Annotated in this window: 24 protein-coding genes; 8 read left to right on the top strand and 16 right to left on the bottom strand. The window is 37.3% G+C overall.

Translation table 11 applies throughout. The annotated features are described in order from the left end of the window. The first annotated feature begins 77 nt into the window (after window positions 1-77). Window positions 78-962 carry an AraC family transcriptional regulator gene (locus IGI88_RS11425; protein ID WP_115232697.1) on the top strand — a complete coding sequence of 295 codons (885 nt, stop codon included), beginning with the start codon at window positions 78-80 and terminating at the stop codon, window positions 960-962. Window positions 963-1,086: 124 nt separating this feature from the next. Here IGI88_RS11425 and IGI88_RS11420 read toward each other — a convergent pair whose 3' ends face one another. Then, complete coding sequence (locus IGI88_RS11420) at window positions 1,087-2,511, bottom strand: 6-phospho-beta-glucosidase (protein ID WP_429960541.1); 1,425 nt, start codon at window positions 2,509-2,511, stop codon at window positions 1,087-1,089. 11 nt (window positions 2,512-2,522) lie between these two features. Further along, entirely contained in the window at window positions 2,523-4,379 is a 1,857-nt protein-coding gene (locus IGI88_RS11415; RefSeq protein ID WP_429960540.1) for a beta-glucoside-specific PTS transporter subunit IIABC, read from the bottom strand. Between the two features lie 470 nt (window positions 4,380-4,849). Here IGI88_RS11415 and IGI88_RS11410 point away from each other — a divergent pair, with 470 nt between their 5' ends. Further along, window positions 4,850-5,671 carry an MBL fold metallo-hydrolase gene (locus IGI88_RS11410; RefSeq protein WP_429960539.1) on the top strand — a complete coding sequence of 274 codons (822 nt, stop codon included), beginning with the start codon at window positions 4,850-4,852 and terminating at the stop codon, window positions 5,669-5,671. A 35-nt stretch (window positions 5,672-5,706) separates the two neighbouring features. Here the strand turns inward: IGI88_RS11410 and IGI88_RS11405 are convergent, their stop codons facing one another. The 6 genes from IGI88_RS11405 to IGI88_RS11380 all read right to left on the bottom strand — a co-directional run bounded on the left by IGI88_RS11405 (window position 5,707) and on the right by IGI88_RS11380 (window position 11,984). Next, window positions 5,707-6,594 carry a MurR/RpiR family transcriptional regulator gene (locus tag IGI88_RS11405; protein WP_429960538.1) on the bottom strand — a complete coding sequence of 296 codons (888 nt, stop codon included), beginning with the start codon at window positions 6,592-6,594 and terminating at the stop codon, window positions 5,707-5,709. Window positions 6,595-6,719: 125 nt separating this feature from the next. Next, complete coding sequence (locus IGI88_RS11400; RefSeq protein WP_429960537.1) at window positions 6,720-7,898, bottom strand: MFS transporter; 1,179 nt, start codon at window positions 7,896-7,898, stop codon at window positions 6,720-6,722. 286 nt (window positions 7,899-8,184) lie between these two features. After that, complete coding sequence (locus IGI88_RS11395) at window positions 8,185-9,942, bottom strand: 1-deoxy-D-xylulose-5-phosphate synthase (protein WP_429960536.1); 1,758 nt, start codon at window positions 9,940-9,942, stop codon at window positions 8,185-8,187. A 409-nt stretch (window positions 9,943-10,351) separates the two neighbouring features. Next, a complete protein-coding gene (locus IGI88_RS11390) occupies window positions 10,352-10,519 on the bottom strand; it encodes a hypothetical protein (RefSeq protein WP_413135230.1) in 168 nt (55 codons plus the stop codon). Continuing rightward, window positions 10,512-10,805 carry a zeta toxin family protein gene (locus IGI88_RS11385; protein WP_429960535.1) on the bottom strand — a complete coding sequence of 98 codons (294 nt, stop codon included), beginning with the start codon at window positions 10,803-10,805 and terminating at the stop codon, window positions 10,512-10,514. Before IGI88_RS11385 ends, IGI88_RS11390 begins: the two co-directional genes overlap by 8 nt. Window positions 10,806-10,976: 171 nt before the next feature. Further along, on the bottom strand, window positions 10,977-11,984 hold the full coding sequence (locus IGI88_RS11380) for an aldo/keto reductase (protein ID WP_429960534.1): 1,008 nt from the start codon (window positions 11,982-11,984) through the stop codon (window positions 10,977-10,979). 253 nt (window positions 11,985-12,237) lie between these two features. Here IGI88_RS11380 and IGI88_RS11375 point away from each other — a divergent pair, with 253 nt between their 5' ends. Then, entirely contained in the window at window positions 12,238-12,684 is a 447-nt protein-coding gene (locus IGI88_RS11375; protein WP_429960533.1) for a MerR family transcriptional regulator, read from the top strand. Window positions 12,685-12,952: 268 nt separating this feature from the next. Here the strand turns inward: IGI88_RS11375 and IGI88_RS11370 are convergent, their stop codons facing one another. From IGI88_RS11370 to IGI88_RS11335, 8 genes are all read right to left on the bottom strand, one after another. Beyond that, window positions 12,953-14,119 (bottom strand): site-specific integrase, encoded by a 1,167-nt coding sequence (locus IGI88_RS11370; protein WP_207462948.1) that lies wholly within the window; start codon window positions 14,117-14,119, stop codon window positions 12,953-12,955. Between the two features lie 42 nt (window positions 14,120-14,161). Further along, window positions 14,162-14,365: a DUF3173 family protein gene (locus IGI88_RS11365; protein ID WP_140966738.1), complete on the bottom strand. Its 204-nt coding sequence runs from the start codon at window positions 14,363-14,365 to the stop codon at window positions 14,162-14,164. A gap of 795 nt (window positions 14,366-15,160) precedes the next feature. Then, complete coding sequence (locus IGI88_RS11360) at window positions 15,161-15,574, bottom strand: type II toxin-antitoxin system death-on-curing family toxin (protein WP_172686422.1); 414 nt, start codon at window positions 15,572-15,574, stop codon at window positions 15,161-15,163. Beyond that, a complete protein-coding gene (locus IGI88_RS11355) occupies window positions 15,571-15,807 on the bottom strand; it encodes an AbrB/MazE/SpoVT family DNA-binding domain-containing protein (RefSeq protein WP_103301348.1) in 237 nt (78 codons plus the stop codon). The genes IGI88_RS11360 and IGI88_RS11355 overlap by 4 nt, the downstream gene beginning before the upstream one ends. A 112-nt stretch (window positions 15,808-15,919) precedes the next feature. Beyond that, window positions 15,920-16,981, bottom strand: a complete 1,062-nt coding sequence (locus tag IGI88_RS11350) for a DUF4062 domain-containing protein (RefSeq protein ID WP_429960532.1) — start codon at window positions 16,979-16,981, stop codon at window positions 15,920-15,922. Window positions 16,982-17,118: 137 nt separating this feature from the next. Then, a complete protein-coding gene (locus IGI88_RS11345; RefSeq protein WP_429960531.1) occupies window positions 17,119-17,814 on the bottom strand; it encodes a Fic family protein in 696 nt (231 codons plus the stop codon). A 48-nt stretch (window positions 17,815-17,862) separates the two neighbouring features. Beyond that, window positions 17,863-18,462 (bottom strand): tyrosine-type recombinase/integrase, encoded by a 600-nt coding sequence (locus IGI88_RS11340; RefSeq protein ID WP_429960530.1) that lies wholly within the window; start codon window positions 18,460-18,462, stop codon window positions 17,863-17,865. Between the two features lie 307 nt (window positions 18,463-18,769). After that, complete coding sequence (locus IGI88_RS11335; protein WP_429960529.1) at window positions 18,770-20,215, bottom strand: helix-turn-helix domain-containing protein; 1,446 nt, start codon at window positions 20,213-20,215, stop codon at window positions 18,770-18,772. A 158-nt stretch (window positions 20,216-20,373) separates the two neighbouring features. Between IGI88_RS11335 and IGI88_RS11330 the strand changes: the two genes are divergently transcribed. The 5 genes from IGI88_RS11330 to IGI88_RS11310 all read left to right on the top strand — a co-directional run bounded on the left by IGI88_RS11330 (window position 20,374) and on the right by IGI88_RS11310 (window position 26,048). Next, entirely contained in the window at window positions 20,374-20,742 is a 369-nt protein-coding gene (locus IGI88_RS11330; RefSeq protein WP_429960528.1) for a DUF7006 family protein, read from the top strand. Window positions 20,743-20,777: 35 nt separating this feature from the next. After that, the gene (locus tag IGI88_RS11325) at window positions 20,778-21,167 is read left to right on the top strand and encodes a hypothetical protein (protein WP_429960527.1); all 390 of its coding nucleotides are present in this window, start codon (window positions 20,778-20,780) and stop codon (window positions 21,165-21,167) included. Then, window positions 21,112-21,885 carry a WxL domain-containing protein gene (locus IGI88_RS11320; RefSeq protein ID WP_429960526.1) on the top strand — a complete coding sequence of 258 codons (774 nt, stop codon included), beginning with the start codon at window positions 21,112-21,114 and terminating at the stop codon, window positions 21,883-21,885. Before IGI88_RS11325 ends, IGI88_RS11320 begins: the two co-directional genes overlap by 56 nt. 84 nt (window positions 21,886-21,969) lie before the next feature. Next, window positions 21,970-23,022: a DUF916 and DUF3324 domain-containing protein gene (locus IGI88_RS11315; protein ID WP_429960525.1), complete on the top strand. Its 1,053-nt coding sequence runs from the start codon at window positions 21,970-21,972 to the stop codon at window positions 23,020-23,022. A gap of 5 nt (window positions 23,023-23,027) precedes the next feature. Then, entirely contained in the window at window positions 23,028-26,048 is a 3,021-nt protein-coding gene (locus IGI88_RS11310; protein WP_429960524.1) for a WxL domain-containing protein, read from the top strand. Window positions 26,049-26,144: the final 96 nt, after the last annotated feature.

Below are 26,144 nucleotides of genomic sequence, written 5' to 3'. Positions count from 1 at the left end.
CACAAAAATAGCAGTTATTGACACTTTACTATCTATTCTTGTATGATAAAATCAAACGAGCACGAAAGGAGCCAATCATGGAGAAGCAAAGTGCGGACACGATGATCAACGATCGCTTTGAGGCCTTTCATATCAAAGACATCGTAGAAGAAAACAATACCCTTTATCATTACCATAGTTTTTATGAGATTCACTGTACCTTAAAAGGATCAGCGGTCTTCTTTATCGATGGCGGAGAATTCCCTCTAGAACCTGGTACGATCATCTTGATTCCTCCGAATGTCTTGCATCGAATCGTCCATCAAACTTCTGATTTTTTCGAGCGAACCTACCTGTATATCAATCCTAGTTATCTCGCTGCCCTCTCCACTACCCAAACAGATCTCACTGCCTGTTTTCGTAGCAACGGCGGCATCAACAGTCGTATTTTATCGATCGATGCCGACCAACTAGACCAGCTATTGCGACCTTTGCGCAAAAAAACGGATAGCAATTATGGCACCGACTTACTTTATCAAAATCATTTGATCGCGTTTTTGATTTCCATCAATACGATTGCCTATCAGGAAAAAGAACCGCTGTTTTTATCCGACTCACTCTATAAAAATAAAGACATTTTGGCTGCCATTACCTATGTCAATCAGCATTTGACCGCTGATCTCTCCTTAGAGACCGTCGCCAAAGCCCTTTTCATGAGCCCATACTCGCTTTCAAGGACCTTCAAAAAAGAAACTGGCGTCGCCTTTCATGCCTATGTGGTAAAGAAACGACTCTTAAAGAGCAAAGAAATTTTACGTAAAACCAGAAGCGCCACCGCCACGTTCGAAGCTTGCGGCTTCAACTCCTATACCCATTTTTTACGCTGCTTTAAACAAGAATTTCAGCTGACACCAAAAGAATTTTTACAAGAAGAAGCCCAAAATCAATTTGTCCGTTTTGCGCATTTTGCAGGGAAAAAATAGCAAGCCGTTGCAAAGCGTCCACCATTGGCTCGTGTAAAAAAAGAGTTCCTGCTTCCCTGTCCTGATGTTAGATGACACAATACAAAAAGAATGACACATTTTCTCGTGTCATTCTTTTTGTATATTATAAAACTTCCCCATTTGAAGCGATCACTTTTTTATACCACTCAAAGGATTTTTTCTTGGTTCGTTTCAAGGTGCCGTTGCCTTGATCGTCTCGATCCACGTAGATAAAGCCGTAGCGTTTACTCATTTGACCGGTGCTGGCTGCTACAAGATCAATACAACCCCAAGTAGTATAACCAAGTAGTTCCACGCCATCGATCGTCACTGCATCTTTGAAGGCTTGAATATGTTTTTTTAAATAGTCGATCCGGTAATCGTCTGCGACAAACCCATTTTCATCAGGGGAATCGATCGCCCCTAACCCATTTTCTACGATAAACAACGGTTTTTGATAGCGATCATACAATTGATTCAATGAATTTCTCAGTCCTAACGGATCAATCTGCCACCCCCACTCAGTCGATGGTAGATGTTCATTTTTAATTGATGGAAAGAGATTCCCTGTCGCTTGCGCATAGTCTTCTGGGTGGGCACTGACCGTTCGAGAACAGTAATAAGAAAAACTGACAAAATCAACAGGAGAAGCCGCTAAAATCGCCTCGTCCTCAGGTGTTATTTTGATCGTTAAGCCTTCTCGCTCAAATTTTTTCAAGGCATAATTGGGGTATTTGCCTCGGGCTTGCACATCGATAAAGAAATAGCCTTCGCGATCACGATTGATTGCTTCTTGGTAATCTTCAGGTCGGCAAGTATAAGGATAATGACTGCCACCAGCCAGCATACAACCAACTTGATTGGTCGGATCGATTTCATGAGCCTTTTGGGTTGCTAAGGCACTGGCGACTAACTGATGATGCGCTGCTTGGTATTTGATTTCTTGACGATTGTCCCCTTCTTTAAAGACGATCCCGCCACCTACAAAGGGTTGATGCAACAAAATATTGATTTCATTGATCGTCAGCCAATATTTGACCAACCCGCGATAGCGCTGGAAGACGGTTTCCGCATAGGTCACATAGAAATCAATGAGTCGGCGATTTTTCCAGCCACCAAATTCCTTGATCAAATGCAGCGGAACATCGAAGTGGGCAATCGTGACCAATGGCTCGATTTGATGTTTTCTCAATTCTTTGAAGATTTTCTCATAAAAAAGCAGTCCTTCTTCGTTGGGCGCTTCGTCATTGCCATTTGGAAAAATCCGTGACCAAGAAAGTGACATCCGATACACGTTAAAACCCATTTCGGCAAAAAGGGCAATATCTTCCATATAATGGTGGTACATATCAATGGCCGTTTGGGCTGGATAAAAAGAATCTTCCTGCCATTCCAACATTTCCAGTTCACCCGCAGCGACCTTTGCGCGGTCAGGACCAGTTGGCAAAAGGTCGACATTTGATAAGCCACGTCCTCCTGCTAATACGCCGCCTTCTGCTTGATTGGCAGCCGTTGCACCACCCCATAAAAAATCATCTGATAATCCCATGTTATTTCCTCCTAAACTTTGACTACAAGTACTTCCTCTTCTTTAGCTACCAATCCTTCCTTCACAAGTTCGACTGCGGTATATTGTGGTGTATTGGTAACGATGATTGGTACTTGTGTGACATATCCTGCAGCTTTTATCTGCTGTACATCAAACGTCAACAATCGCTGCCCTTTTGTAACTTTTTGCTCTGCTTCTACTAACGCATCAAAATACTGACCATTTAGTTCCACTGTGTCTAAACCGACATGGATCAACAATTCAATTCCCGTGTTTGAAACCAAGCCAATCGCGTGTTTGGTAGGAAAAACAGCAGCGACTTTTCCATCAAAAGGCGCAATGACTTCACCGATGGGTTCATCGACCGCAAATCCTTTTCCGAGTGCTTCAGAAGCAAATGCGTCATCTTTGACTTGATTCAGTGGCATCACAGTTCCTGGTACAGGATTGATCAATAGGGTATCTTCTAAGACTACTGCTTTCATATCTGGAACATCAATTGTCACTTTTGTTTCATATTTGAAACTTAAGACATAGGTAACGACCGCACTCACCACAGCTGCAATCACCAATGCGATAATGATATTCCAAAAATAGCGCATCGTATCATCACCGATATATAGTAAGACTGCTGGGAGACCAGACGAACCGGTCGCAAAGCGATGCGTATTGGTCAAGCCAGCATACAAACCACCAGAAGCCCCACCGATCATTGCCGCAACTAACGGATATTTTTTTGGCAAATTGATGCCATATAAAGCAGGTTCAGTAATCCCCATGTAGGCAGTGATCGCCCCTGATACCGCCAACTGCTTAGTCTTTTTCTCTTTCGTACGCAATGCGACAACTGCTACTGCGGTTGCTTGAGCAATGTTTGAGACTAATGCCCCTGGACCAAAAATACTGTCATACCCAAGTTCTGCCATTTGCATCACCCCTAAAGGAGCAATCCCATTGTGCAAACCAAACATCACCATGATTGGTAAAAAGCCCCCAATCAAAACCGCTGGAACCCAGCTAGCATGGACACTTAAGAAGGTAAAGAAAGTTGCCAAATAGCCCCCCAAGATACTACCGATCGGTCCAAATAGCGAGAAGGCTAATGTACCCATTATCAAGAATGTTAGCATTGGAACAAAAACCAGTTCTACTGATTTTGGAATCACTTTGTTCAAAAACTTTTCGACATACGATTGGAAAAAAATCACGATCAGAATCGGAATAACTGATCCCGTATAGTTTGCTAATGTAAAAGGAATAACCCCAAAAAAGTGAACGGGTTCGCCTGCTGTGACCAAGGCACCCCAATTAGGATGCATCATCATAGCAGCCACTGAAGCCGCTAAAATCGGATTGCATCGCAATTTTTGTGCCACAGTGAAGGCCAGGATCATTGGTAAGAAGAAGAAAACACCATCTGCAAAAAGATTCAGCATGTAATAGGTTTGCGAATCAGCGGTGATCACATCAAAGACGATCAACAAAGCCAAAACTGCCTTAACCATTCCAGCACCGGACAATGCCGGAATAATTGGTTGAAACGTTCCTGCCACAAAATCGATCACTGCAGCTGCCGGTCCTTTTTTCTCCCCAGGCTCTGACGTCCCTGATGATTGAAGCGAAACCAATTTTGTGACTTCTTCATAGACATCTTTGACATGTGTTCCAATCACGACTTGATGTACCCCTGCGTTATTGATGTATTTGGCAACCCCATCGAGTGCCTCTAATTCTCCTTCATCTATACGCTTTTCATCTTTGACTTTAAAGCGTAATCGTGTTTGACAATGATAGGCATCCGTGATATTTTCTTGTCCCCCCAGATACTGGACGATTTTTTTTGCTAATGATTGATAATTTTCACTCATACATTCCACCCCTAGATAAATTTCAAAGAAAATCTATGTTGTATGTGCTCACCGGTAAAACATACTGTTCTTTCTGCCAGCAATGTACCATTTTTAGAGAGCGGTTCCAATACATTTTCCTAAAGTCGAAATGGATTTCACCTTTTCATTAAATACCGCTCTTTTTTCGAAATTTATTCCACGAAAAGCCCCCGCATTGCCTTGACGAAGCCAGGAGAAACAATGGTATAATTTACTCTATGAATGCGACACTTTTGAATTGTGGCAATCAAAAACAATCGATGAGCGCACGCCATAAAATAATCATGTAAAAAAAGGCGGCACAATACTCTCTTAAAATTACTGGAACTGCAGCTTCTTTCCCCCAAACCGTTGAAGCACCTCACAATGGAACAACGATTCAGCATAGCCTGTTACGAACGGCGATGCTGCGTTGGATTTTAAAAAAACAGGCGAAGGGAACGAAAAAAATGACAAACGCAAAACAAGCAATTCCTCCAAAAACGATTGTCTTTACCGAAAAAGCTTTTCAAAAAACGGATCAAACGATCATTCGATGGTTAGGAAACTCCGGTATTCTTCTAAACAGCCGTGGTACATGTATCATGGTCGATCCGGTCTTAGAAGGATTTGACCTGCCGTTACTGATCGATCTGCCAATCAAACCGGCGGCAGTCCCTCACTTAGATGCGGTATTGATCACCCATTCAGATAATGATCACTACGGCATTCCGACGATTGAAAAATTAGTCCCGGTTACCGATAGCTTCCATGGACCCAAATATGTTGCCGAACTTATGCAAGAGCACTTTCAAGTTGCTGCCCAAGGTCACGAAATCTATGATTCATTCACCGTTAAAAATTTGGAGATTTCTTTAACAAAGGCGTATCACCTTTGGCAAAATGAGACGACAAAATTTGACCGTGTCTTCCAAATTGAGGACTATTGCGGCTTTTGGATCGATACTCCGGATGGTTCCTTGTGGATTCCTGGCGATTCTCGTCTTTTACCAGAACAATTAGAGATGCCTCAACCAGATGCGATCTTGTTTGACTTTAACGACAACGCTTGGCATATCGGCTTTGAGAACGCCGTGAAACTGGCAAATACCTATCCTCATGCTGACTTGATCCTCTCCCATTGGGGAACAGTGGATGCTCCGCATATCGATGCTTTTAATGGGGACCCTGAAGCTTTGTACGATCGGATCGTCAATCCGAAACGGATTCGTCTAGTTGCTGCCGGTGAGCCGATCGAATTGAAATCAACCACTTCCAACAATTTAGAATAGGGAAAAAGGACCACACCGTTTTTGGTGTGGTCCTTTTATTCTTCTGCCATCTCTTTAAACGTCGTTCTGCGACTCGTTTCTAAATAACGAGCGTTGCTGATTTTCATTTGGATATTCTCCTGATAATCGAGGGAAAAAATCTGAGCAAACAAAACCGTCAAAAGGAATTGAATCGATTCTTCTGTGGAAAAATTTCCGATTTTAGAATATAGTTTTTCTCGGCTAGCAATCGTCAAGACGATCGTCGAATAGTCCCGCAAATAGTTGTCCCCACCACTCGTAAGACTGATAATTGGCACACCATTTTTCAGCAATGTTTTCACATTTTTCATAGGATAGTTCTCTGAATTATTGCCAGAATAAGAGATAAGAATGGCACAATCCTGCGGGGTCAGCGTTTGGGAAATCAAGCCCGCTTCGTCCGTATCCGCAACAAAGGCTTTTTTATGAATCGTGTTTAAGTTGCGTTTAAACAGCTGCCCGAAATACGAATTTGGACTACGCCCATAGATGACAACGTTTTGAGCGCCATTGATTAGTCGAGCGGCTTGATTCAGGTCTTTTACCGTCATAAGTGCCGCTGTTTCTTTAATCGTCTGCATGCGCAAGTTCGCCAAGTTTTCAATGATTTCTAATGTGTCTGCCGCCTCACCAAAAGGGATATTCACATCGATCGTTGCTGAGCCATCATCAAAGTGTGCCAGTTCATGCATGAAGGCATACACAAATTCTTTCCAACCGGAAAAGCCAAAATATTTTGCAAAACGGACTAACGTCGGCTTGGAGGTATGGGTCAGTTTTGCGATTTCTTCCATAGTATACTCACTGACTTTTTCCCGATTGCTTAATAAAAAGTCACCGATCGTTCGTCTTGCATCATTTTGTTTAAACGCTGCTTCTTCAATTTTTTGAAAAAGATACATCTGGTTCTCCCTTCTGATTGCTGCTGTTAGTTTTACACGTCCCATTCATTCACGTTTCTTTCTATCTAAAAGCACTGAAAGTGATGAATTGAAGACAGAAAAGCGTGGAGCACGCCAGCGTATGCCTACCCTCGTTCAAAATACAAAAAGAATTTATTTCCCAAAAGGGCGATCATACCAATCAGACATAGCATGCCCCCTGATAAGATCATCTGCATCCCTGCTGTTTCATTGCCGCTGACTAGTATCAGCAAGCGTGATGCATAGGGTGCGAGCGTGACCCCTAAATTGTAAGCAACGATCGAGACGATCGTGCCAAACTTAGCTTCTGCTTCACCACCAGTCGTCAGCAAGTGGGTGAAAAAAGGCATGATGCTGCGAAAGGCAAAGCCTAATAATAAAGAACAACCCAAGAGTAGCCCCACTGTCTGCAATGGATAAGTCAAATAGATGCTGCTTCCTGCAAGCAATGCCGCAATGGGCAGCAACCAGCGATGTAGGCGACTGTATATCAAGCCAAAGGCATTGCCGGCGATAAATGCTCCCGTCGCAATGGCGGCAATCATGTTACTGCCTTCAGTGGCGTCCCCGATTCCTTTTTCCAATAACAATGGTGTGATCTGTAAATTGTAATTAATAAATAAGACAACGATTAGAAACAAGAGCACACCCAGAACGAATGATCGCTGTTTCCGTTCTTTTGAAACCGTGACGTTCGCCAATAACGTCTCATTAGTCACAGCCTGTGTTTCGTTTGGAATAAACAGCTGGACAAAGAAGAGACTGATCAGGGCAAAGCCATAAACCAAGAAGGACATTTCCCAACTGATTTTCACTAGCTGGCCAACCAGCAAAGTCATAAAGATACCACCTAAACCACCAACGGCACTTTCTAATCCAAGAGCTTTGGCTTTCTTTTGCGGCTCATTTTGAAACAGCAAACTAATCATTTGAATCGCCAAACGATTGAATAAGCCGATCCCGAAGCCAAGAATCCCTCGAGAAAGAAACAAGATGGGAAAGCTCCCCTGATACCATGCCGGCAGCGTGCCAAAAACCGCCACAATGACCAAGCCGGTGACCATTGTGTATTTTTTGCCGATCCTTTTTTCGATCATGCTAGTAGTAAAAATTCCCAGTAAAAGAAACAATGATGGAATCGTGGTCAGTAACCCAATGTAGACCGCATCAACTTCTGGGAAGCTTGCCGCAATCGCTGGGACATTGGCAGAAATCGCCGGTGCCGAATAGACAACCATTGCCACCGACAGCAGTGCCAACAACTTCATAGAAAAAAATTTCATAAATACCCCTTTCCTTAAAAACACCTTTTCTTCCTTGTCTCTGAACCCAATAGTCCAAGATGACAAGTGATCCTTTCACTACCTTATTATTCGCTAGATTATCCTCGTTGACCAATGCTTAACGCGCTTGGGCTTTATGCTTGAAAAGCATTGGTCTTCTGTATTTTGCTGCAAATCGTCACCGATTGTTTGCGAAAAAACCTTGCAGTCTGTTTTTCTGCAAGGTTTCCTTCGATCATTCATTTTTTAACAATCATATCAGCTACACAAGACACCCTAAGAGAACTTATTTCTGCAGCTGTTCTATGACATCTTTCGTAATTTCCTCAGCAGTGATACCAAGTTCAGATAAAACGTCTGCTGCCCGGTAATTATCATAAAATTTCTTTTCTAAGCCATAGTTTTTGACGGCAATCTCACGATCACCCAGGTAGCTGGCAATCATTTGTCCATAGCCACCCTCTCGTATACCATCTTCCAACGTGACAACGAGTTTGTGCGATCGTGCCACAGCATCCAACAACTCTTTGTCGACCCCTGAAATAAACTTAGGATTGATCACCGTTGGCGTAATTCCATGTTGCATCTTCAATTGATCTGCGATCTCTTCCGCTAGCGCATAAAAGTTCCCAACACCGACGATGGCTACCTGCGTGCCAGCTTGAGTCACTTCATTTTTTTGATCACTGTAGTCAGTAGAGACTGTCACTGCCATTTCGTTGACAGGTCCAACCGGTACCCGGATCGCAACTGGTGCGTTGGTTTGTTCCAGCGACCAATCCAACATTGCCAGATATTCTTCTTTAGAGGTTGGCGCAAGATAAATAAGGTTGGGAATATGTGCCAAAAATGGAATATCAAAAATTCCCAAATGGCTCTCGTCATTCATGCCGTGAATCGATGCACCATATACCAGAATCGTTCCAGGCAGATGATTTAAGGCCAAATCATGGGAAATTTGATCAAAACTACGTTGCATAAAGGTAGAAAAAACGGCCCAGACAGGTTTTGCTCCATTTTTTGCTAACCCAGCAACCATCGATACCGCATGTTCTTCTGCAATACCTACATCTACAAATTGTTTGCCTGCTTTTTCTCTTTGTTCCGGAGAAAAAAGCAGCATCGGTGTACCAGCGTTTACTGCCACGACTTTAGGATCTGACGCCATTTTTTCTAATAAATAATCCGTCGTTAAGCTATTGTACGTTACTTGATTGCCGCCAGTAGAAATATATTCGCCGGTTTCTAAATGAAAGGGACCGCCTGCATGAAACTTTTCACGATTTTCTTCCGCAAACTTGAAGCCTTTGCCTTTGATCGTATGAATGTGTAATAAAACAGGATGATCAACATCTTTCACTTTTTCAAATAAAGCAATCAATGCAGCGAGGTCATTTCCTTCATCCAAATAGTGGTACTCAAAACCAATCGCTTTGAACAGATTGTCTGCTGCTTGCCCCTTTGTTTCTCGCAATACTCGCAAATTCTGATACATCCCCCCATGGTTTTCTGCGATCGATTGGTCATTGTCGTTGAGGACCACGATGGTATTGGTGCCTAATTCCACGATATTGTTCAAGCCTTCAAACGCTAACCCGCCTGATAGAGAACCATCACCAATCACGGCAACGACGTTATACGTTTCATTTTTTAGGTCACGGGCTTTCGCCACACCATTTGCCAGCGAAACTGACGTGGAGGTATGTCCGACCGTAAAGAGATCGTGCTCGCTTTCTTTCGGATTCGTGTAACCAGAAACCGCACCATACTGCGCAGCATCAAGAAAGGCATGGGCGCGTCCCGTCAACATTTTATGGATATAGGTCTGATGGGACACATCAAAAATCAGCTTATCTGTGGGGGAATCAAAGACTTTATGCAACGCAATCGTCATCTCAACCATCCCCAGATTGGGGCCATTGTGCCCCCCATGGTGACTGATTTTTTCCAATAAAGCAGTTCGTGCTTCTACTACCAGTTCTTGAAGTTGCCCACTGGTCAATTCTTTTAACGCTTTGGGGCTTTTGATTTTTTCTAATAACATGTACGTACCTCCTGTAGTAATGTTTGAATGATTCGTGTGTTTGCTCACAAGGAAAAAGACACGAAATCGAAATGAGTGGATCGTTCTCTAGAATGAAAAACGTGGCCATAAGAGCTAGACGCTCTTTTTAAAATTCCTGTCAAACCAAGAAATAGCAAGTTATCCTAAAGGGAAATCGTGATTTTTTTGAGTTTCAACAATCGCTGCTCATTTCTTCTATCTAAAAAGATACCACCTAGAGTTCACTTTAGGTCAAGCACTTTTTGTGAATTTATTCTATTTTGATCCTATCTTTACTGCATGCCCGCCATAATGATACAAAAAAAAGATAAGAAGCGCTTGCTTCTTATCTCGGATTTTACTTGTTCAATGGTCATTCTTAAGAAACCTAAATTTTTTCATTGACCACTTATTCTTCTTTCTCTAAGCCAACAAGCACTCGCTGTTTACGGTTCGATTCTTCTGCAATAAAGTTTAAAACTGTTTTCAATTCGCTAGGCGTTGCCTTTTTCTGTAAGATCGAGAAGTTTCGATGATATTTTATCATGATTGTTTCTACTTTTTCTTTCTCAGTCATTGAGCTTCTCCTCCAATTCTTCCTTTGTGTATGTTAATGGCAAAGCGAACGATACATTGTCAACTGCCATCAACGTATGAGAATGGCGATTTTGAAAATCTTTTATAAAAATATTAACGGTCACATTTTCTTTATACAATTCCTTCATTTTAATCAAGTTATATCTTGATTGAAAAAAAGCATTTATAAAATGTTCTTCAGGAACAAAGCGTCCTTCTATTTTTTCACGTTGCTTCGTATAATTCCAAGTAATAAAAGGATCTTGATAGATATAATAGATAAGCACATCATAATTCTTTTTTAAGCATCGCGCAATATTTTGATCAGCTTTTTTAGTGGGTGAAACAAGAATCATTTATTGCGAGAAGTAAGATGGCAAAAATTTCTGTTAATGAACTATACGCAAAAAAGCAGACTACATTTGTCATGCAGTCTGCTTTTCCAACTTTTTCTTAATTTAGTGTTTGTCCCACTGTTTTCCGAAAGATTGTTGTTGTGATTCGACATGTCCTCGATGGCCATATACAGGTATTTGATTCAATTGGTTTTCAATTACTTGAAACTCGGTATCTGTAAGCTGTACATCCCAAGCAGCTAGATTTTCCAAAATCCTGCCTCGATTTTTTGATCCAGGAATCGGCACTGCATTCGGGTACTTGTGAAGCATCCACGCCAATGAAATTTGGGCATTTGTCGCCTGCTTTGCTTGAGCGACTTCTGCTAGCATATTTAAAATCGGTTGATTGGCTACGAGGTTTTCTTTAGCCAGCTGAGGGACGAATTTGCGAACATCATCCCCTTCAAAGGATGTATCTGGTGTGACTTTTCCAGATAAAAACCCACTAGCGATTGGTGAAAAAGGAACGACGGCGATCTCGTTCTCAAGACAATAGGGGAAAATCTCTTGCTCACAATCACGCTCAACCATTGAATAGAGATTTTGCACAGCACCAACGGGGGTAATCCCATGTGCTTTAGCAAGTGTCTCCACGGAAACTTGTGAGAGTCCCCATTCTCTGATCATACCTTCTTTGATTAATCGTCCCATCACCTCAGCTATTTCTTCTATAGAAATCTGTTCATTGATTCGATGAAGATAATAGAGATCAATATAATCGGTGCGCAGTTTTTCCATTGAAGCAACCAAATGGTTACGGATGGCTGTGTAAAGAGTTGTGCTTTCATTCACTTCTTTTTCGTCGAGATGATACTTGGTGGCAAGAACAACTTTGTTTCGAAAAGGCGACAGTGCTTTACCCACCAACTCCTCATTATGTCCAGAATAAAACATTTCTTTTCCATAAGCTTCTGCTGTATCAAAAAATGTACAGCCAAATTCGTAAGCTTTGCGAATAGATGCAATACTCTCTTTTTCTTCTGGCACCTTTCCATATCCGTGAGAAAACCCCATACACCCCATTCCGATTGGCGAAACTGCTAAACTTCTGATTTTTCTATTCTTCATATTATAATTCCCTCCTCCATCGATACTTTGTGTGCTCGCTAAGCTAGCTAAACTTTAGCATCTTCGAGTCACTCGAAGTCAAGGAGTTTCTAACAATCATTTTTCTTCCACCTTTTTTCTTTTTGAGGCTCTCAAATAGGAAGCTACTTTTCTCCACAAAATTATCTGTGCTATAATACGCGATATAAAAATAAAATGATCTACAACAGTTTTTACTAATACGTTCAAACGACTTGCTTGACTACAGCAAATTATGAAAGGCGTGACCAACATTTACTCTATCAAAGAAGCAGCCACGATCACTGAATTGTCTGAACACACGATTCGCTATTATACCGATATGGGTTTGGTTCCTAGTTTGATCAGGGACAAAAACAACAGACGGGTTTTTAATCAGACTTCCATCAATTGGTTAACTGGTATCAAGAATTTGCGCGAAACAGGCATGTCTTTAGAAGCCATTAAGCATTATATTTCGCTTTGCCTCCTTGGCGATTCGACGATCAAAGAAAGAGCCTACATCATTCAATCGCAAAAAGAAAAAGCGCTCGTTAAACTTACAGAAGCGCAAAAACGAGTCGCTTATTTAGAAAAGAAAAGCAATACCTATCAAGAGCTCATCAACCAGGAAACAGCTTCTAACGATCCATTGAATCCGGCAACTTGGGAGGAGGAAGCAGTATTGCGGAATAGAACTTGAATGAAGATATTTTACCAATGATTTGGATCAATAGACACTTAATTTTTTGATGATTATATTCGTATAGTGCTGAAATAGACTATTCATTACTAAAAAACTGCCATTAAACAGGATTCATTCCCTGCTTAATGGCAGTTTGCTTATTTCCGATACATCTTCAATTCAAAATCATATATATTTTTTGTTGATATAATAGTCTTTTATTTCCTATTGGAAGAAACTTGGAAGACAAACTACTGTAAATTATTTCTACTCTTGTTTAAAATAACTATACTTGGTGAGTATCTATTGCATCAATTATTCTACTATCAGATTTTGCATATAGATGTCCATAGGTTCCCAAAGTGATTTGAATATTAGAATGTCCTAGCCTTTCCATAATTGCTAATGGTTGAACATTTTGTTCAATAAGGAATGCAACATGCGAATGTCTAAGAGAATGTAATTTAATTGGTTGCACCTGTGACTTAATTGCCGCTTCTTTTAGCCAATGTGCAAAAGAGTAAGGGGGAGTAAATGTTCCATCTAATTGGATTACAAATTCAAAAATTCCTAACAAACTCTGTTCTTTTTTCCAGTCTTCAAGCTTTCGTGATAACCTTTTCCCTATAGAAATTGTACGATAGGCACTTTTTGTTTTAGGAGTTGAGAAATACCAATTATCTTTTTTTGTGTATACTAAAGTTCTCTCAACTGTGATTTGGTTTTTCTTTAAGTTCACATTACTCCAAGAAAGTGCGGATAGTTCACCAATCCTTAGCCCTGTATAAAATAGCAATTCAAAAACAAGTTTTCTGTGTTTATTTTGAAAACTATTATCCTTGAAAGAATTGATTACTTTTATAAAATCATCAAACTCCCAAAAACTAACCTTCTTATTTTCTACAGATAGAATAGAAACATTTATAACTGGATTTTTATCAATGTATCCTTCTTTTTCGGCTCGATCCATAACAATTTTTAAATGTCCACGAATTCGATTAATATAGCTTTTAGACAATGCTTCTTTCTCACTTTTCAATCTAGAGTTTCTTGAAGTCATTTGACTTAGTTCAAATATCCAATCCTCAACGACTTCTGTCGTAATATCAATAATTCTATAATGATAGAACGATATTAATTTCTTTTCAAATATGAATTGCGCATTCTCAAATGTTTGGCGCTTTACTTGCCTTTCATACCACTTAACAAATCTACTTTTGTAAAACTCCTCAAAAGTCACGAGGTCTTTACGTAATTCTTTCTTAATTATTCTTGAATTTTTAGGTCCATAGGCAGACATATAATTATCATATGCTATCTTCGCCTCTCTTTGTGTTGAAAAACCCCTCCTTGTTTTTTGTATTCTTTTTCCGTTAGAACCCATTCCTAAGTATGCTCTGAAATACCATTTTTTAGTTTTTTTATCTTGATAAATACTCTTTATTTTTCCCATAATTAATACTCCTAGCAAACCCTTTCATTTTTATTTTAGCAGTCATTTACGAATTTTCAAGTGAAACAATTTTTCAATTATTCTTGCCGGCACAACATTTATTTGCCTATTATTGTATAAATATATCCCTTCAACATTAACTAAATATTGTTTAGCTTCTCTTAGCATTTGTGTTGCTTGATTATTTTTAAATCCCATTGAAATTAAATCGGATTTAGTTATCATGATATCAAATTCATTAATCATCATTGTCCTCCCATTTTTAATAGTTTTCTGTTGACTATAGAAGAATCTTATTTGCTCTTTGATTATATCTATTATATAAGCTTTTACCAGAATAATATTTTATCAATTATGTTTTTATTTTTACTTATCCATGCATGGCAGATTCCTAATTTACCTTTAGAATAACATCCAAGTTCTAACCTAGTATAAGCAAAGAATAAAGAGCAGTTAAATATTGATACAAAAGTATTTAGAAGATATTTAGGCTGTTCTTTTTTACTTCAAACATTTTATTAATTACTTTAGAAAATATATACCTGAGTGCTCCTCTTTTATCAAAGGGGCACTTATTTGGACATTATCATCTTAAACAACTATTTATTTGCCTAAAGATCTTATGACTTTATCACTACTTTGTGCTTATCTTCCCTTCAAATCTTAGAAATCCTTGCTCACAAAGTTACTTACTATTTAGACACTGAAAAGAGTTTAGAAAATGGTCTATGCGATTATCAATGAACAATAGACGAACCAATTATGCTCTTATATAATAGTTTTACCAAATTTTTTTCATAAGATATATTAGTTTTGTAATGAATGACACATTTTGACAAGTTGTTGAATTAAAAAGCAAAGGAGTTTACTGAACATTCCTAGCGGTAAATGACACTTAATGGCATAGAGTATTTTGGAAAAAAACGACGAAATATAAAATCCGTCAATTGCTTGACGGACTTCCTGAGGTAATATATCTTATGTAAGCTAAAATAAAAAGCAAGCTAACGCTTCAGAATCAACTGAACTGCTAGTTTGCTTCTATTTTTTTGTATCAATCTTTATAGAATTATTTTTTAGTATATCAGTTGTTGTCTCTTTTAAATCATCAAACTCACCCTGATACGTAGCAACTCTAACTACAAATTCAACAACTTTCTGATTTTCCATTTTTAATGAATAGCCATTTAACTTGAGAAAAACATATGCAGCTAAAAATGCTGTACGTTTGTTAGCATTGTGAAAAGGATGCTTTTTGATTAGATTTATTAAGAGAACTGCTGCTTTGCTGAATACATCAGGATAAAGATCTTTTCCAAAAATATGCTGTTTTGGTTGATTTACAGCCATACTCAAAGCATTTTTATCAATGACACCAACTGTTTCCTTTGGTGAATATTTTTTTATTTGAATAACATTCAATTTTACAATATCTTTTTCGCTCAGATACATCATCTGTCAACTAATTCCTTGAATGCTTCATCATATTCTGATAGAGCCTGATTCACATACATATCAATTTCAAGATCTAAATTTCTTTCTTCCTTCACAATTGCATCCATCATTTTATCTTCATCAATAAAAATAGTATCTCCAGGTTTCAAACCTTTTTGTAATAAACTCTCTTTTGATAATGTTACAACAATTGAGTTGCCTACTTCTCTTATTTTTCTCTTCTTTATGTTCATTTATATCAGCTCCTATAAAAAGTATACACCGTATATACATTTTCTTCAAATTATTTTATTCTCAAGTGTATGTTTTTCCTTAATATAAGAGAGTTAAACTCCTAGTTTTTTTTCAGCTAATTCCTAACTTTTGCTTTAAAATCTCTAATTCTTTATTAAATTCAGTAAAGTCTGGCTCCGTAAATTCCATCACTAAATCTATTATTAGAGTCTGTTCACCTGGTGTATGGTTAGCTATCTTCTCAAGACTGTTAAATAACTTTATCTTATAGTCATCAATATTAATGATTAAGGATTGGCTTATCTTTCGCAAAGAATAAACTAGCTCTTGAGTGTTCTCTGGTACACTTATAGAAATCAATTCTAGCTCCAATTTTATAATTGAACAATAAATGGATTTCCACTTCTCTGCTATATAAAGAAGAAAATCAATATCTCCCTTAGTTCCAGGATCCCCTATAGCCTCAGGAAAAGCAACATTTACTAGATTTGATAATCCATTTGTTAGCTTCAATATTTGATTGTATTTGTAACTGATCCATTCAAATATTTCTCCATCTTCAGTAATAGGATTTGGAAATTCAAGAATAATTTCATAACGAAGATCTTTTTTTAGTTCGTCGGCTTCTCCCAAAAATTCTAATAGAATTTGAATAAAAAAGATATATTCCCATGCATCTGGTTTTTCTAAAATGATTTGAAGTATGTTAGGGCTAAGAGCCATGATTTTTTTGGAGAAATTTTTTTGTACTAATTTTTTCCTTAAGGATAAAGAATCGTAAAATAGATATGCAAATTGAAATTTTAATCGCTCCGAAATCTGTTCAGCAAGCTCATATTCATAACTCCAAGTGCTATCTTCATACATCACTTGTTCAACAAATCTGAACAATTCCGAGTTATCTACAAGAGAGTCAAAATTCCCCTCAGGATTATCTTTCCATAATGGCATACCTTGAATGACTTTCTTATCAATAAAAGCATAAATAGGAATTCCCTTTTCTTTTGCTCTAAGGTACTCTAAGTTAGTTACCGATTTTCCATTGTCAGTTTGGTATCCATACCTATTGCCTATAATCAAAATGAATATATCAGCCCTTTCTTGTACAACCCGCAGACAATTATCCACGGTTCCTAATGAAGGGTCTATAGGGAACGACGAATATTCTGACAACAGTACTTCAAATCCTAAATCATCTCTATAACATTCTTAAGATCACTTCTTATTTGTTTTAAATAATAACAGGTTGAACTAATAAATACCGTAGGCTTCCTTGCAAAACTAGACAAAGAAATCCCTCCTTAATAATTTTATCGATAAGTAATTCCGAAAATGCAATTCGAATACATAAAATTCAGGATCTTTTCTGCATCAATATCTTCTTCACTATTGTAATAAGCAGAAAGTAATTCATTAAATTTTTCAAATACGGTTTCAGGAATGGACAACAAGCCTAAACCATGATCAAACATAATTTTATTTGCTGTTAATAATGCTGTTCGCTTATTACCATCCCCCAAAATTTGATTTTTTGATATAAGTAGAAACAGTCTTAACGCTTTTTCCGTGTCTGATATCTCTTGATTCATTATCTCACCATATTGATTGTTTACCTCGTCTTCAGTTAACATTGGTGGCACATATCTTCCTTGAATAGTTGATACTTCTACCCCACCAGTCCGAATTTCTCCAGGGAAAAGGGCATCTTCCGCTGAAACGACTCGATTAATCCGCTTACTTGTCTCTAACAGAGGCTCTTGTACGTCGTTTAAAAGCAGTTCAAAGCCTCTTTTTAAGTTAACGACGGTCAGGACATCATCTACCGCCACGTTATTGGACCGATTATACTTAATAATCTCTTCTGTTTGTAACAACGTTGTATTCAATCCTTCAAATTTACCCGCATTATACACCAGTTCCACAATGTTTTTCTTCAATAAATAGACAGACTCTTTGCGAGATAATTGGTATTTATCAGGAAATTTAGGACGCTTTTCTTCGCTCATTTTCTCACCTCTTGAATTTTTCCTTCTATTATATAGGGAATTATTCTGTCATAGATCCAAACTTTTTACTGCGGTATCTTTATCTTCCTGGGTGATCCCGATATAGCGTAAGGTCTCCCGTTGCGAAGAATGGTTGAGCAGCGACTGAATGATCTCTGTTTTGGTCCCTTGCTTGTACAAAAAATAACCAAAAGTCTTGCGCATCGAATGGGGACCAATTTCTTTTAAACCAACCGGCGTTCCTGCTTCATGAATGATCCGCCAAAGGTTTTGTCGGGTCAAAGGCGTATCCGCTCCTTTTCGACTTGGAAACAAATAATTGTTGAAATCCTGTACTTGCAGCTGCTCAGGAAATTCCGATTGAACATAATCAAGAATCACTTTTCGTAATTTGTTCGAAATGAAAACCGAATTGTGTTTAGCTGTTTTTTGTTCCTTCATGGTCAGACGTTCCTTGACAATCACCCGTCCACGGGAAATTTCTAACACATCACTTAATTTCAACTGTCTTAAATCGGAGATTCGATACGCTGTATTGATCCCGATCGAAAAAAGCACCAAATTTCGTTGCCCATATTTGCCGGAAGCCAAAATTGCTTTCATGGCATCGATCTTTTTTTTGTCGCGAATCGGTTCTACGCTCTTCATTTTTAGCCGCCTCTCAAATGTTACTTAATATGATTTAGCAGATAATAAGTCACATTTAAACAAGCTATAGAAAAAAGGCCCTAAAAGAAAAGTGATTTCCTCTTAGAGCCTCTAGGGATGGAGCGATTTTAACGAATGTGACAGAATACGATTGTGTCTCTTTCGAAAATCACCTACCTCTGCTTATTTAGAATTCAATAAACAAATATTTTTCTAATATAATTTCTTTGCAATATTATACTTTTAATAACCTATATTTTTCTACTTAAAAAGTCTTCAGTATCTTTATAGATAAAATTCCGAATATTTATTTTAATTTTGCTATCGAGTCTATTTTCTTTATTATTAATTCAATATCATGATCTGTTATAAAGTGAGAAACACCTATAATTTTCTCTTTAGGAAAGTTTATTGGTGAATATACATTTGTTATCAGCAAATCAGTTTCTTCAACAATAGGAAGGTTGTCTGGGTCGTTTTTTACTGTAACCTCATAATTTCCATTAAAAAGTGTCAGTATTTTACTTTTGATATATTCCCCAAAACTTGGATCAAAATCAATAAAAACATTTATTTTTACTGTCGCTTTGTTCACTTGTAATTGCTCTAAAAAGAAAGGCCAATGGGTATAAGTTGTAAAAAATACAAAGGGAAAATAGATACCTTTCTCTTGTCCAAAGCATTGAAAATAGATACTTTTTATTTTGTTTTTCAATTCAGGAAGAGGAAATGAATGATACTCATAAAAATTGGAATAAGTATCATCTAAAAAATTAAACTCACTAGGAAAGCTTAAGTAACCAAATAAAATCTCATAAATATTTTGACTAAGTAAAAATTTGTCTTCAGTCCCTACAGTTAATCCTAACTCTACACTTATTAGTTCTATAAATTTCGTTACCCTAACCTCTTTAAATAAACTTAATTGACGTTTTTTTGAAAAAAAATTCGGTTTTAAAAAACCTTCTTGTAAAAATATTGCGAATATTTGACTAAGAAAATTTCTATCAAAAAAATTATTATTATTTTTTTTTATAAAATTCGGAGTATTTTCAATAACATCAAGTATGTTACTTAAAAAAGTATTATTTTTATCTGCGCCATTAGTTTTTCTTTTATATCCTAACCGTTCTCTGTACAAGGCAACCATACAAAATAACATAAAATTATTTTGATCTTGGACTGACTGTTGCAATCCCTTTAAGTTACTTCCAATTTGATAAAATTTCTTGATAGATTCCATTTCATCAATATCAAATGGCAAACTAGATAATCCATATTTATCTTTAAAATAGGTAATAAAGAAGAACCTTACATTTCTCTCGTTACCAACAATTTTCAACGGTTTTGTATCAATAAAGAAATCAAATTTTAGTGTTTCTCCATTAATGAATTTAATGGATCGTATTAATGATGATCTGCTAACAAATAGTTTTTCCGCCAACTGATCGTAAGTAAAAGTATTATTAAAGAAAATACTTTCTAAAATTTGATACTCTAAACTGGTTGACAATACTCTTGATATGAAATAATCATAAGATAAATAATCTGGAATTTTTAAAGCAACAATTTGATTTTCGCTCTCTAATTCTATGGGAGAGAAAAGTCTATTAAAATCTTCAATTATAACTTCTAATGTATTTATTGTTATTTCAAGTCTTTCACAAAGAAAGGCTTTTTTTTGTTTTTTTTCAAAAGTAATTTTCCCTATTGTGAAATATTGATTATGTTTGGTAGATAGTAAATTAATCATTCGTCGTTGATTCCTCCTGTATAGTAGATAAAAATAAGTATAGGATAGTTGTTTTATCAAATAGTAGGTCAAAATTTTAAAAAAAGCAAAAATGTTGAATAGTTATAAACATCACATATAAGATATAATTTTTATAAATACTTGAGGTGATTTTTATTATGAAAAAGATAGAACAGTATTTAATATATTTTGACGGTTATTTTGAAGAGTCTGTATTTTTACAGAGACATCCAACATTAGCTTCTGAATACCAGTCTATACGGAATGAATTCATAACTCTTGCAGAATACGATATAAAAAAAGAACCCTTAGAATATATCACTGATTTATTGAGTATAGATGCTAAGCTTCAAATTCTTTATGAATTATGTCAATGTTTAGAATCTATGTCCTTAAATGATATTGAAATAGTTGCCATTGTCAAAAATGATAGCAAATATTACTACTTAGAGAATTTTGGTAAAGCAAAAAATGACCCTTTTCCCTATTCATTGCTATTTTTCAATAACTTTATAGACAATAAATAATAAAATCCCTATATGTAAAGGAGGTGAAAAATGATGTGAGAAAGACTCAAAAAAAAACTATTTTCGTATTTTTCTTACTTAGTTTATTTTTCTTAGATCCCATGGTTGGTCACGGTCAAAATTTGGAGTCTACTGATACCGTTGCCAAATTAGGGTTTACCGGCGTTTATGATTCACCGCTTTCTCCAATACCACAACCACCTAACGGTGCTCAATTAGAAAAAGATTCTATTGAAAAGTTGTATAGTTCAAAAAAAACTTTACCAAAGCTATCAGATTCAACAGATGTCAAATCTAAACTTTTGGGGATTATCATATTATTAGTTTTACTGTTTTTATTACTAACAAAAAGAAAAGAGGAACATATAAATGAAAAAGATTCAATTAGTAACAACGACGTTTTTAATGGCAACACTTTTAATTAGCGGAGTAACATTAGCTTCTGCAGACGAAGTGCGAGATGTAACAACCACTGGTCAGATTGAGTTCACACCAAATACTGATGAGGAATCTGTTGTTATTCCACCTGAAACAGATCCTGATGTTGAAATTGATCCTGAGGTTCCAGGAACAACAGGACCGCTCTCTCTTGTAAAAGCAGTCACTATGGACTTTGGTTCACAAGTCATTTCTAATCAAGACCAAACCTATAATATGGTCGCTGAAACAGCAAATCTAGCTGATGGATCTGGACAAGTCCCCTATGTTAGTTTTGCGCAGGTTCAAGATACTCGTGGCTCAAATGCTGGATGGGTTTTAAGTGTTAGCATCAGTGATTTCACTTCGACCACTCAAAACAATATTTTAACGGGGGCGCAGATTTCTTTAAATGATCCAACCATTCAGTATGCAGGAAGTAATGCAACTAACGCTCCTTCATCACATGCATCTGGCCTACAGTTGATTCCAAACGCTGGTGGTGTGCCCGTAATGACTGCAGAAGCAGGACAAGGAGCGGGTGTCTCATCTGTTGTTTGGGGAAACCAAGCGGACCTTAATACTCAAGCTGCTGATACCTCTATTGAAGTCATTGAAAACAGTGCAATTCAGTTATTTGTACCAGGATCTACTGCAAAAGATGCCACGACCTACACATCAACTCTTTCTTGGGAATTAACTTCGACCCCTGGAGCAGATGCTTAATTAAAAATTTTATGCCAACGACCAGAAAAGCAGTATTACTTATTATTGTGATGCTGCTTTTCCAAATAATAAAGGAGTGTTTCTTTGTCAAAACAACTTAATTGGAACAGCTACATAAAGTTTTATTTATTCGGATTTCTCATCTCGATGCTACTTATCATATTCCCTGTAATCTCAAATGCTGAAGAAAATTCTTTGAATTTCTATGTGACGCCTATTTATCCTGATAGTCAATTCGATGAAACAAAAGGTTACTTCGATTTGAATTTAAATAAAGGTGATCAAGAAGTGTTAGCTCTTACTTTGCAGAATGCAACAAATCAAGAGATTCAAATAGAAATCACCGCTCATACCGCCTATACAAACGTTCAAGGTGTGGTTGAATATGGTAAAGATGACGAGGTTACGGATACCACGCTTTCATACTCGCTGAACGAATTAATAACGACCCCAGAAGTTATCACACTAAAAGGAAATGAAACACAAACGATAGAGGCAATTTTAAACATGCCAAACGAATCTTTTGAGGGGATTTTAGCTGGTGGTCTAAAAATACGTGAAATTCCAAAGGAATCCGAAACAGATACGAAAACATCGGAAGGTCTATCCATCACAAATGAATTTTCCTATGTGATTGGAGTAGTTGTAAGTAACGAGCGGTCTACTGTGATACCAAATTTAGAATTACTCGATGTTTTTGCAGATCAATTAAACTATCGAAATGTGATCAGTGCAACAATTCAAAATTTTATGCCAACATTTGTTAACAGACTCTCAGTTGAAGCAACTGTTCATAAAAAAGGTGACGATACTTTATTATATGAGGCTAGCCAAGAGCAAATGCAGATGGCCCCGAATTCTCATTTTGATTTTCCTATTTCTTTAAATGGTGATCGTTTTAATAGTGGCACTTACATTTTAAATCTAACTGCACATTCGGGAGATGAGACATGGACATGGACAAAAGAATTTACTATTGACGGAGATGAAGCCCGCTCACTGAATCGCTCAGATGTGACAATAGACACGAGCATTAATTGGTGGATTATCGGTCTGATCGTTTTAATTATCCTTTTGTTAGCTTGTTGTATCTATTTATTTTGGCAAAAGAAAAAAATAAACAAAGAAAAGGAGTGAGGTACTTGTTCTTACGACTTAAAAAAATTTTTTCTTTATTAAGTATTCTTCTCTTGTCCTGTCAAATGCTTCAACCAATCATTGTTTTCTCTACTACAACCTCTCAGTCAACTCAAAAAACAACATTAACTGATGAATTAACGGATGACAACCTAACTCCCGACTCCTCGCTTAATTCTGAAGAGGAGTTGGATGACGACATGTCTCCCATAATCACCGAAAACGATGACACTGAACTTACCCTTGATTACGACGCTTTATCAGAAAAAATCAATGAACTTTTTTGGATAACTTTTACAAGCAATGTAAGTATGACAGAAATAAAAATTTACGTCCCAGATAATATCTCTGTCGTTTCAGAACAACTCTCTAGTGGTGAAACATCAGAAAAGAATGACCAAGGTTGGACAGTCTATTTTGAAAAAGAACAAACTTCATATCGTATCCCTTTCATTTCTAATAAATCCGGCATTTTCACTGTAACTATTGAAGAAGAATACGACATTTCGGTTAATATCAGCAATGATACTCTCAATAATATCGCAGGAGAAACTGTCCAATCTATTGAAGAAGTAGATTCTTCAATAGTGGGAAATTCTGAAGAGCTAAGTACTACAAGTTCTACAGATGTTGAGCAATCTTCAGACCTGGAAATAAGTACTTTTGATGAGAGTACTGTTCAAGATGTAGCTACATGGGAAGAATTTGTCCGTGCTTTTGCTGATGTATCGATAACAACTATCAATATCACAGCTGATTTTGTAACACCTACAAACCCAAGACTTAATCTTACTGATATTACCACGGGTACTACTACAAATACCAGTGGTGGTGCAACCTATGTTTATTTAAGCCCAAGTAGTATTTCTAGAACTTTAGTTATCGAAGGGAATAATCATCAGCTAGATTTTCGTTCTGTAGCACTTTGTTTTAGCAATACTACCGCCAACAGCAGTAATCCCTGGAATGTAACCTTAAGTAATATAGAAATATACCACGGGAATTACTATGGTCCTATTACATTTAACGATTTGAATCCTGCTAACCAGACTGCTAGTAGTATAACTTATCAAAATATAACAAATATCGGTAACCAATTGATCCACTCCCCGTATAGCAGTGTCTACCTTTCTGGAACCACAAGTAGTAGACAAGTAAGTGAGTACACATCTTCTTTTGGTACTTGGAAAACAATTGCGACGGACCAAACAAATATATACGCTTCTAATCTTACTATTCTTGAAGATGCAAATATTATTTTGGAAACAATTGGTGCAGGAAATCTTGATCTTGGGGCAGTTACTCATCCTAATAATAATTTTACAATGAAAAAAAACTCAAAACTAGAGGCTACTTCAAACGGTTCCGGAGGAGAAGCTGATGGTGTCTCACTCTTAGTTAGACAAGGCGATGTAATAGTAGAAGACGGTGCAGAGATGATTCTAACTCCCCAATCACTTCGCTCAGCCGTTTCATTAAGAGTCACCGGCGCTTCACTGACAATCGATGAAGAAGCTTCAGTAATTATTAATTCTTCTGGTACAAAAAGCAATGCCAATGGGTATTACTATAATGTAATTTGGATGGCTGCCGGAAGTATTTTAGAAATAGCTAACGGAGGAAAGTTGGATATTACAGCAGTAGATATGGGAACTTCTACTTCCAGCATCATTTATGTAAACGGAAATGCTACGTTCTCTGTTGCAAAAGATGGAATTCTTGACGTAAAAAGTGATAGTACATCACAATCGCAATACTTACTTTACTTTGCTTCTGCTGGTTCAACATTTGAATTTTCTGATGCAGATCACGTGAATTTGGAAAGAACTGCAACTATTTCAGGTACTGCTACCACCAATGGTCTGATTTATATTGCTGGGAGCGGTGGAAAGCTACAAGTTGATGTGCAAAATGTGCAACTTTGGAGTCGAGATAATTTTACATCAGAACCCGACTTTACTTGGTTACCTATTTTCAACCTCTCTCTTTCTTATGCAGGAAATGCGCCTACGATCTCTTCTGTTTCATCAATAGAACAAACTACGGTTGATACTTTTCAACAAAATTTTACGACTAAAAATGTGCAACGCGTTCTATTTGAAAAAATAGCAGATGTAGAAGTTTCTATCAATGAATTGACTGCAGATAAAATACAGTCGAGTTCTCACATAATTACTGGAACAGCGACACCCAATAGTGTCTTATATTTTTCCGGGGATTCTGCTATTCCAGAAGGAACTATCATATCTCCGGATGTCTCTTCAAGTACAATGTATCATACCATGGCAGATGAGAATGGTGAATACCGATATGAACTTCCTGATAATAGTTATTTTACTGAAGGAAACGAGGTTACAGTATTTGCCTTCTTGAACGGAAAATCTGCAGAAGCGTCTACCATTGTCTCTGCCATCAAAGAGCCTCCATTACCAGTTGATCCACTTGACCCAGAAACAGAGGTAACGCCTGAAAACCAGCCTCAACTACCGGAAGATCAGGGAGCATTTAGCATTGATTTTGTATCCTCATTTGATTTTGGCAGTCAATCAATTGCTGTATCTGATAAAACATATTATGCTAAAGCCCAACAATTAATTAGTGATGATACTAGTAATGTCTCAGAAACACGGCCTAACTATGTACAAATTACTGATCAACGTTCTAAAGAAGATCGTGGAAGCTGGCAGTTAGCAGTTACTCAAAATCAGCAATTCATGAATACAGCCAACGATGCTTTAGAAGGCGCAGCTATTAGTCTATTTAATCAACAATTAACATCAACAAATCAAGACTATGCTCCAGAAATTACACAACCAGACTCGGTAGAATTGATACCAGGCGTACAGAAAATATTATTAAGTGCGTCTTTAACAGAAGGAATTGGAACCTGGATTTATCGTTTCGGTGATGGGACCACAGCTGAAGAAAGTATTTCACTTTTTGTACCAGCAATTGCTTCTCCAAGTGCTGATAAATATACTAGCACTCTTTCTTGGCAGTTGCGTTCTGTTCCAGAAAACAATTAGGTAAATCTAGTCCTCTCATATGGGCATTGGAAGAATTTATCTAGTTTTATTCTTTCAATGCTCTTTAATTATATCTAAAGTCATATCTACTTTTTT

Source organism: Enterococcus sp. AZ179 (genome assembly GCF_050498885.1).
Classification (GTDB): Bacteria; Bacillota; Bacilli; order Lactobacillales; family Enterococcaceae; genus Enterococcus_D; species Enterococcus_D entomosocium.
The sequence above is the reverse complement of the archived record's forward strand: the minus strand, read 5'-3'. Positions and strand labels throughout refer to the sequence as shown.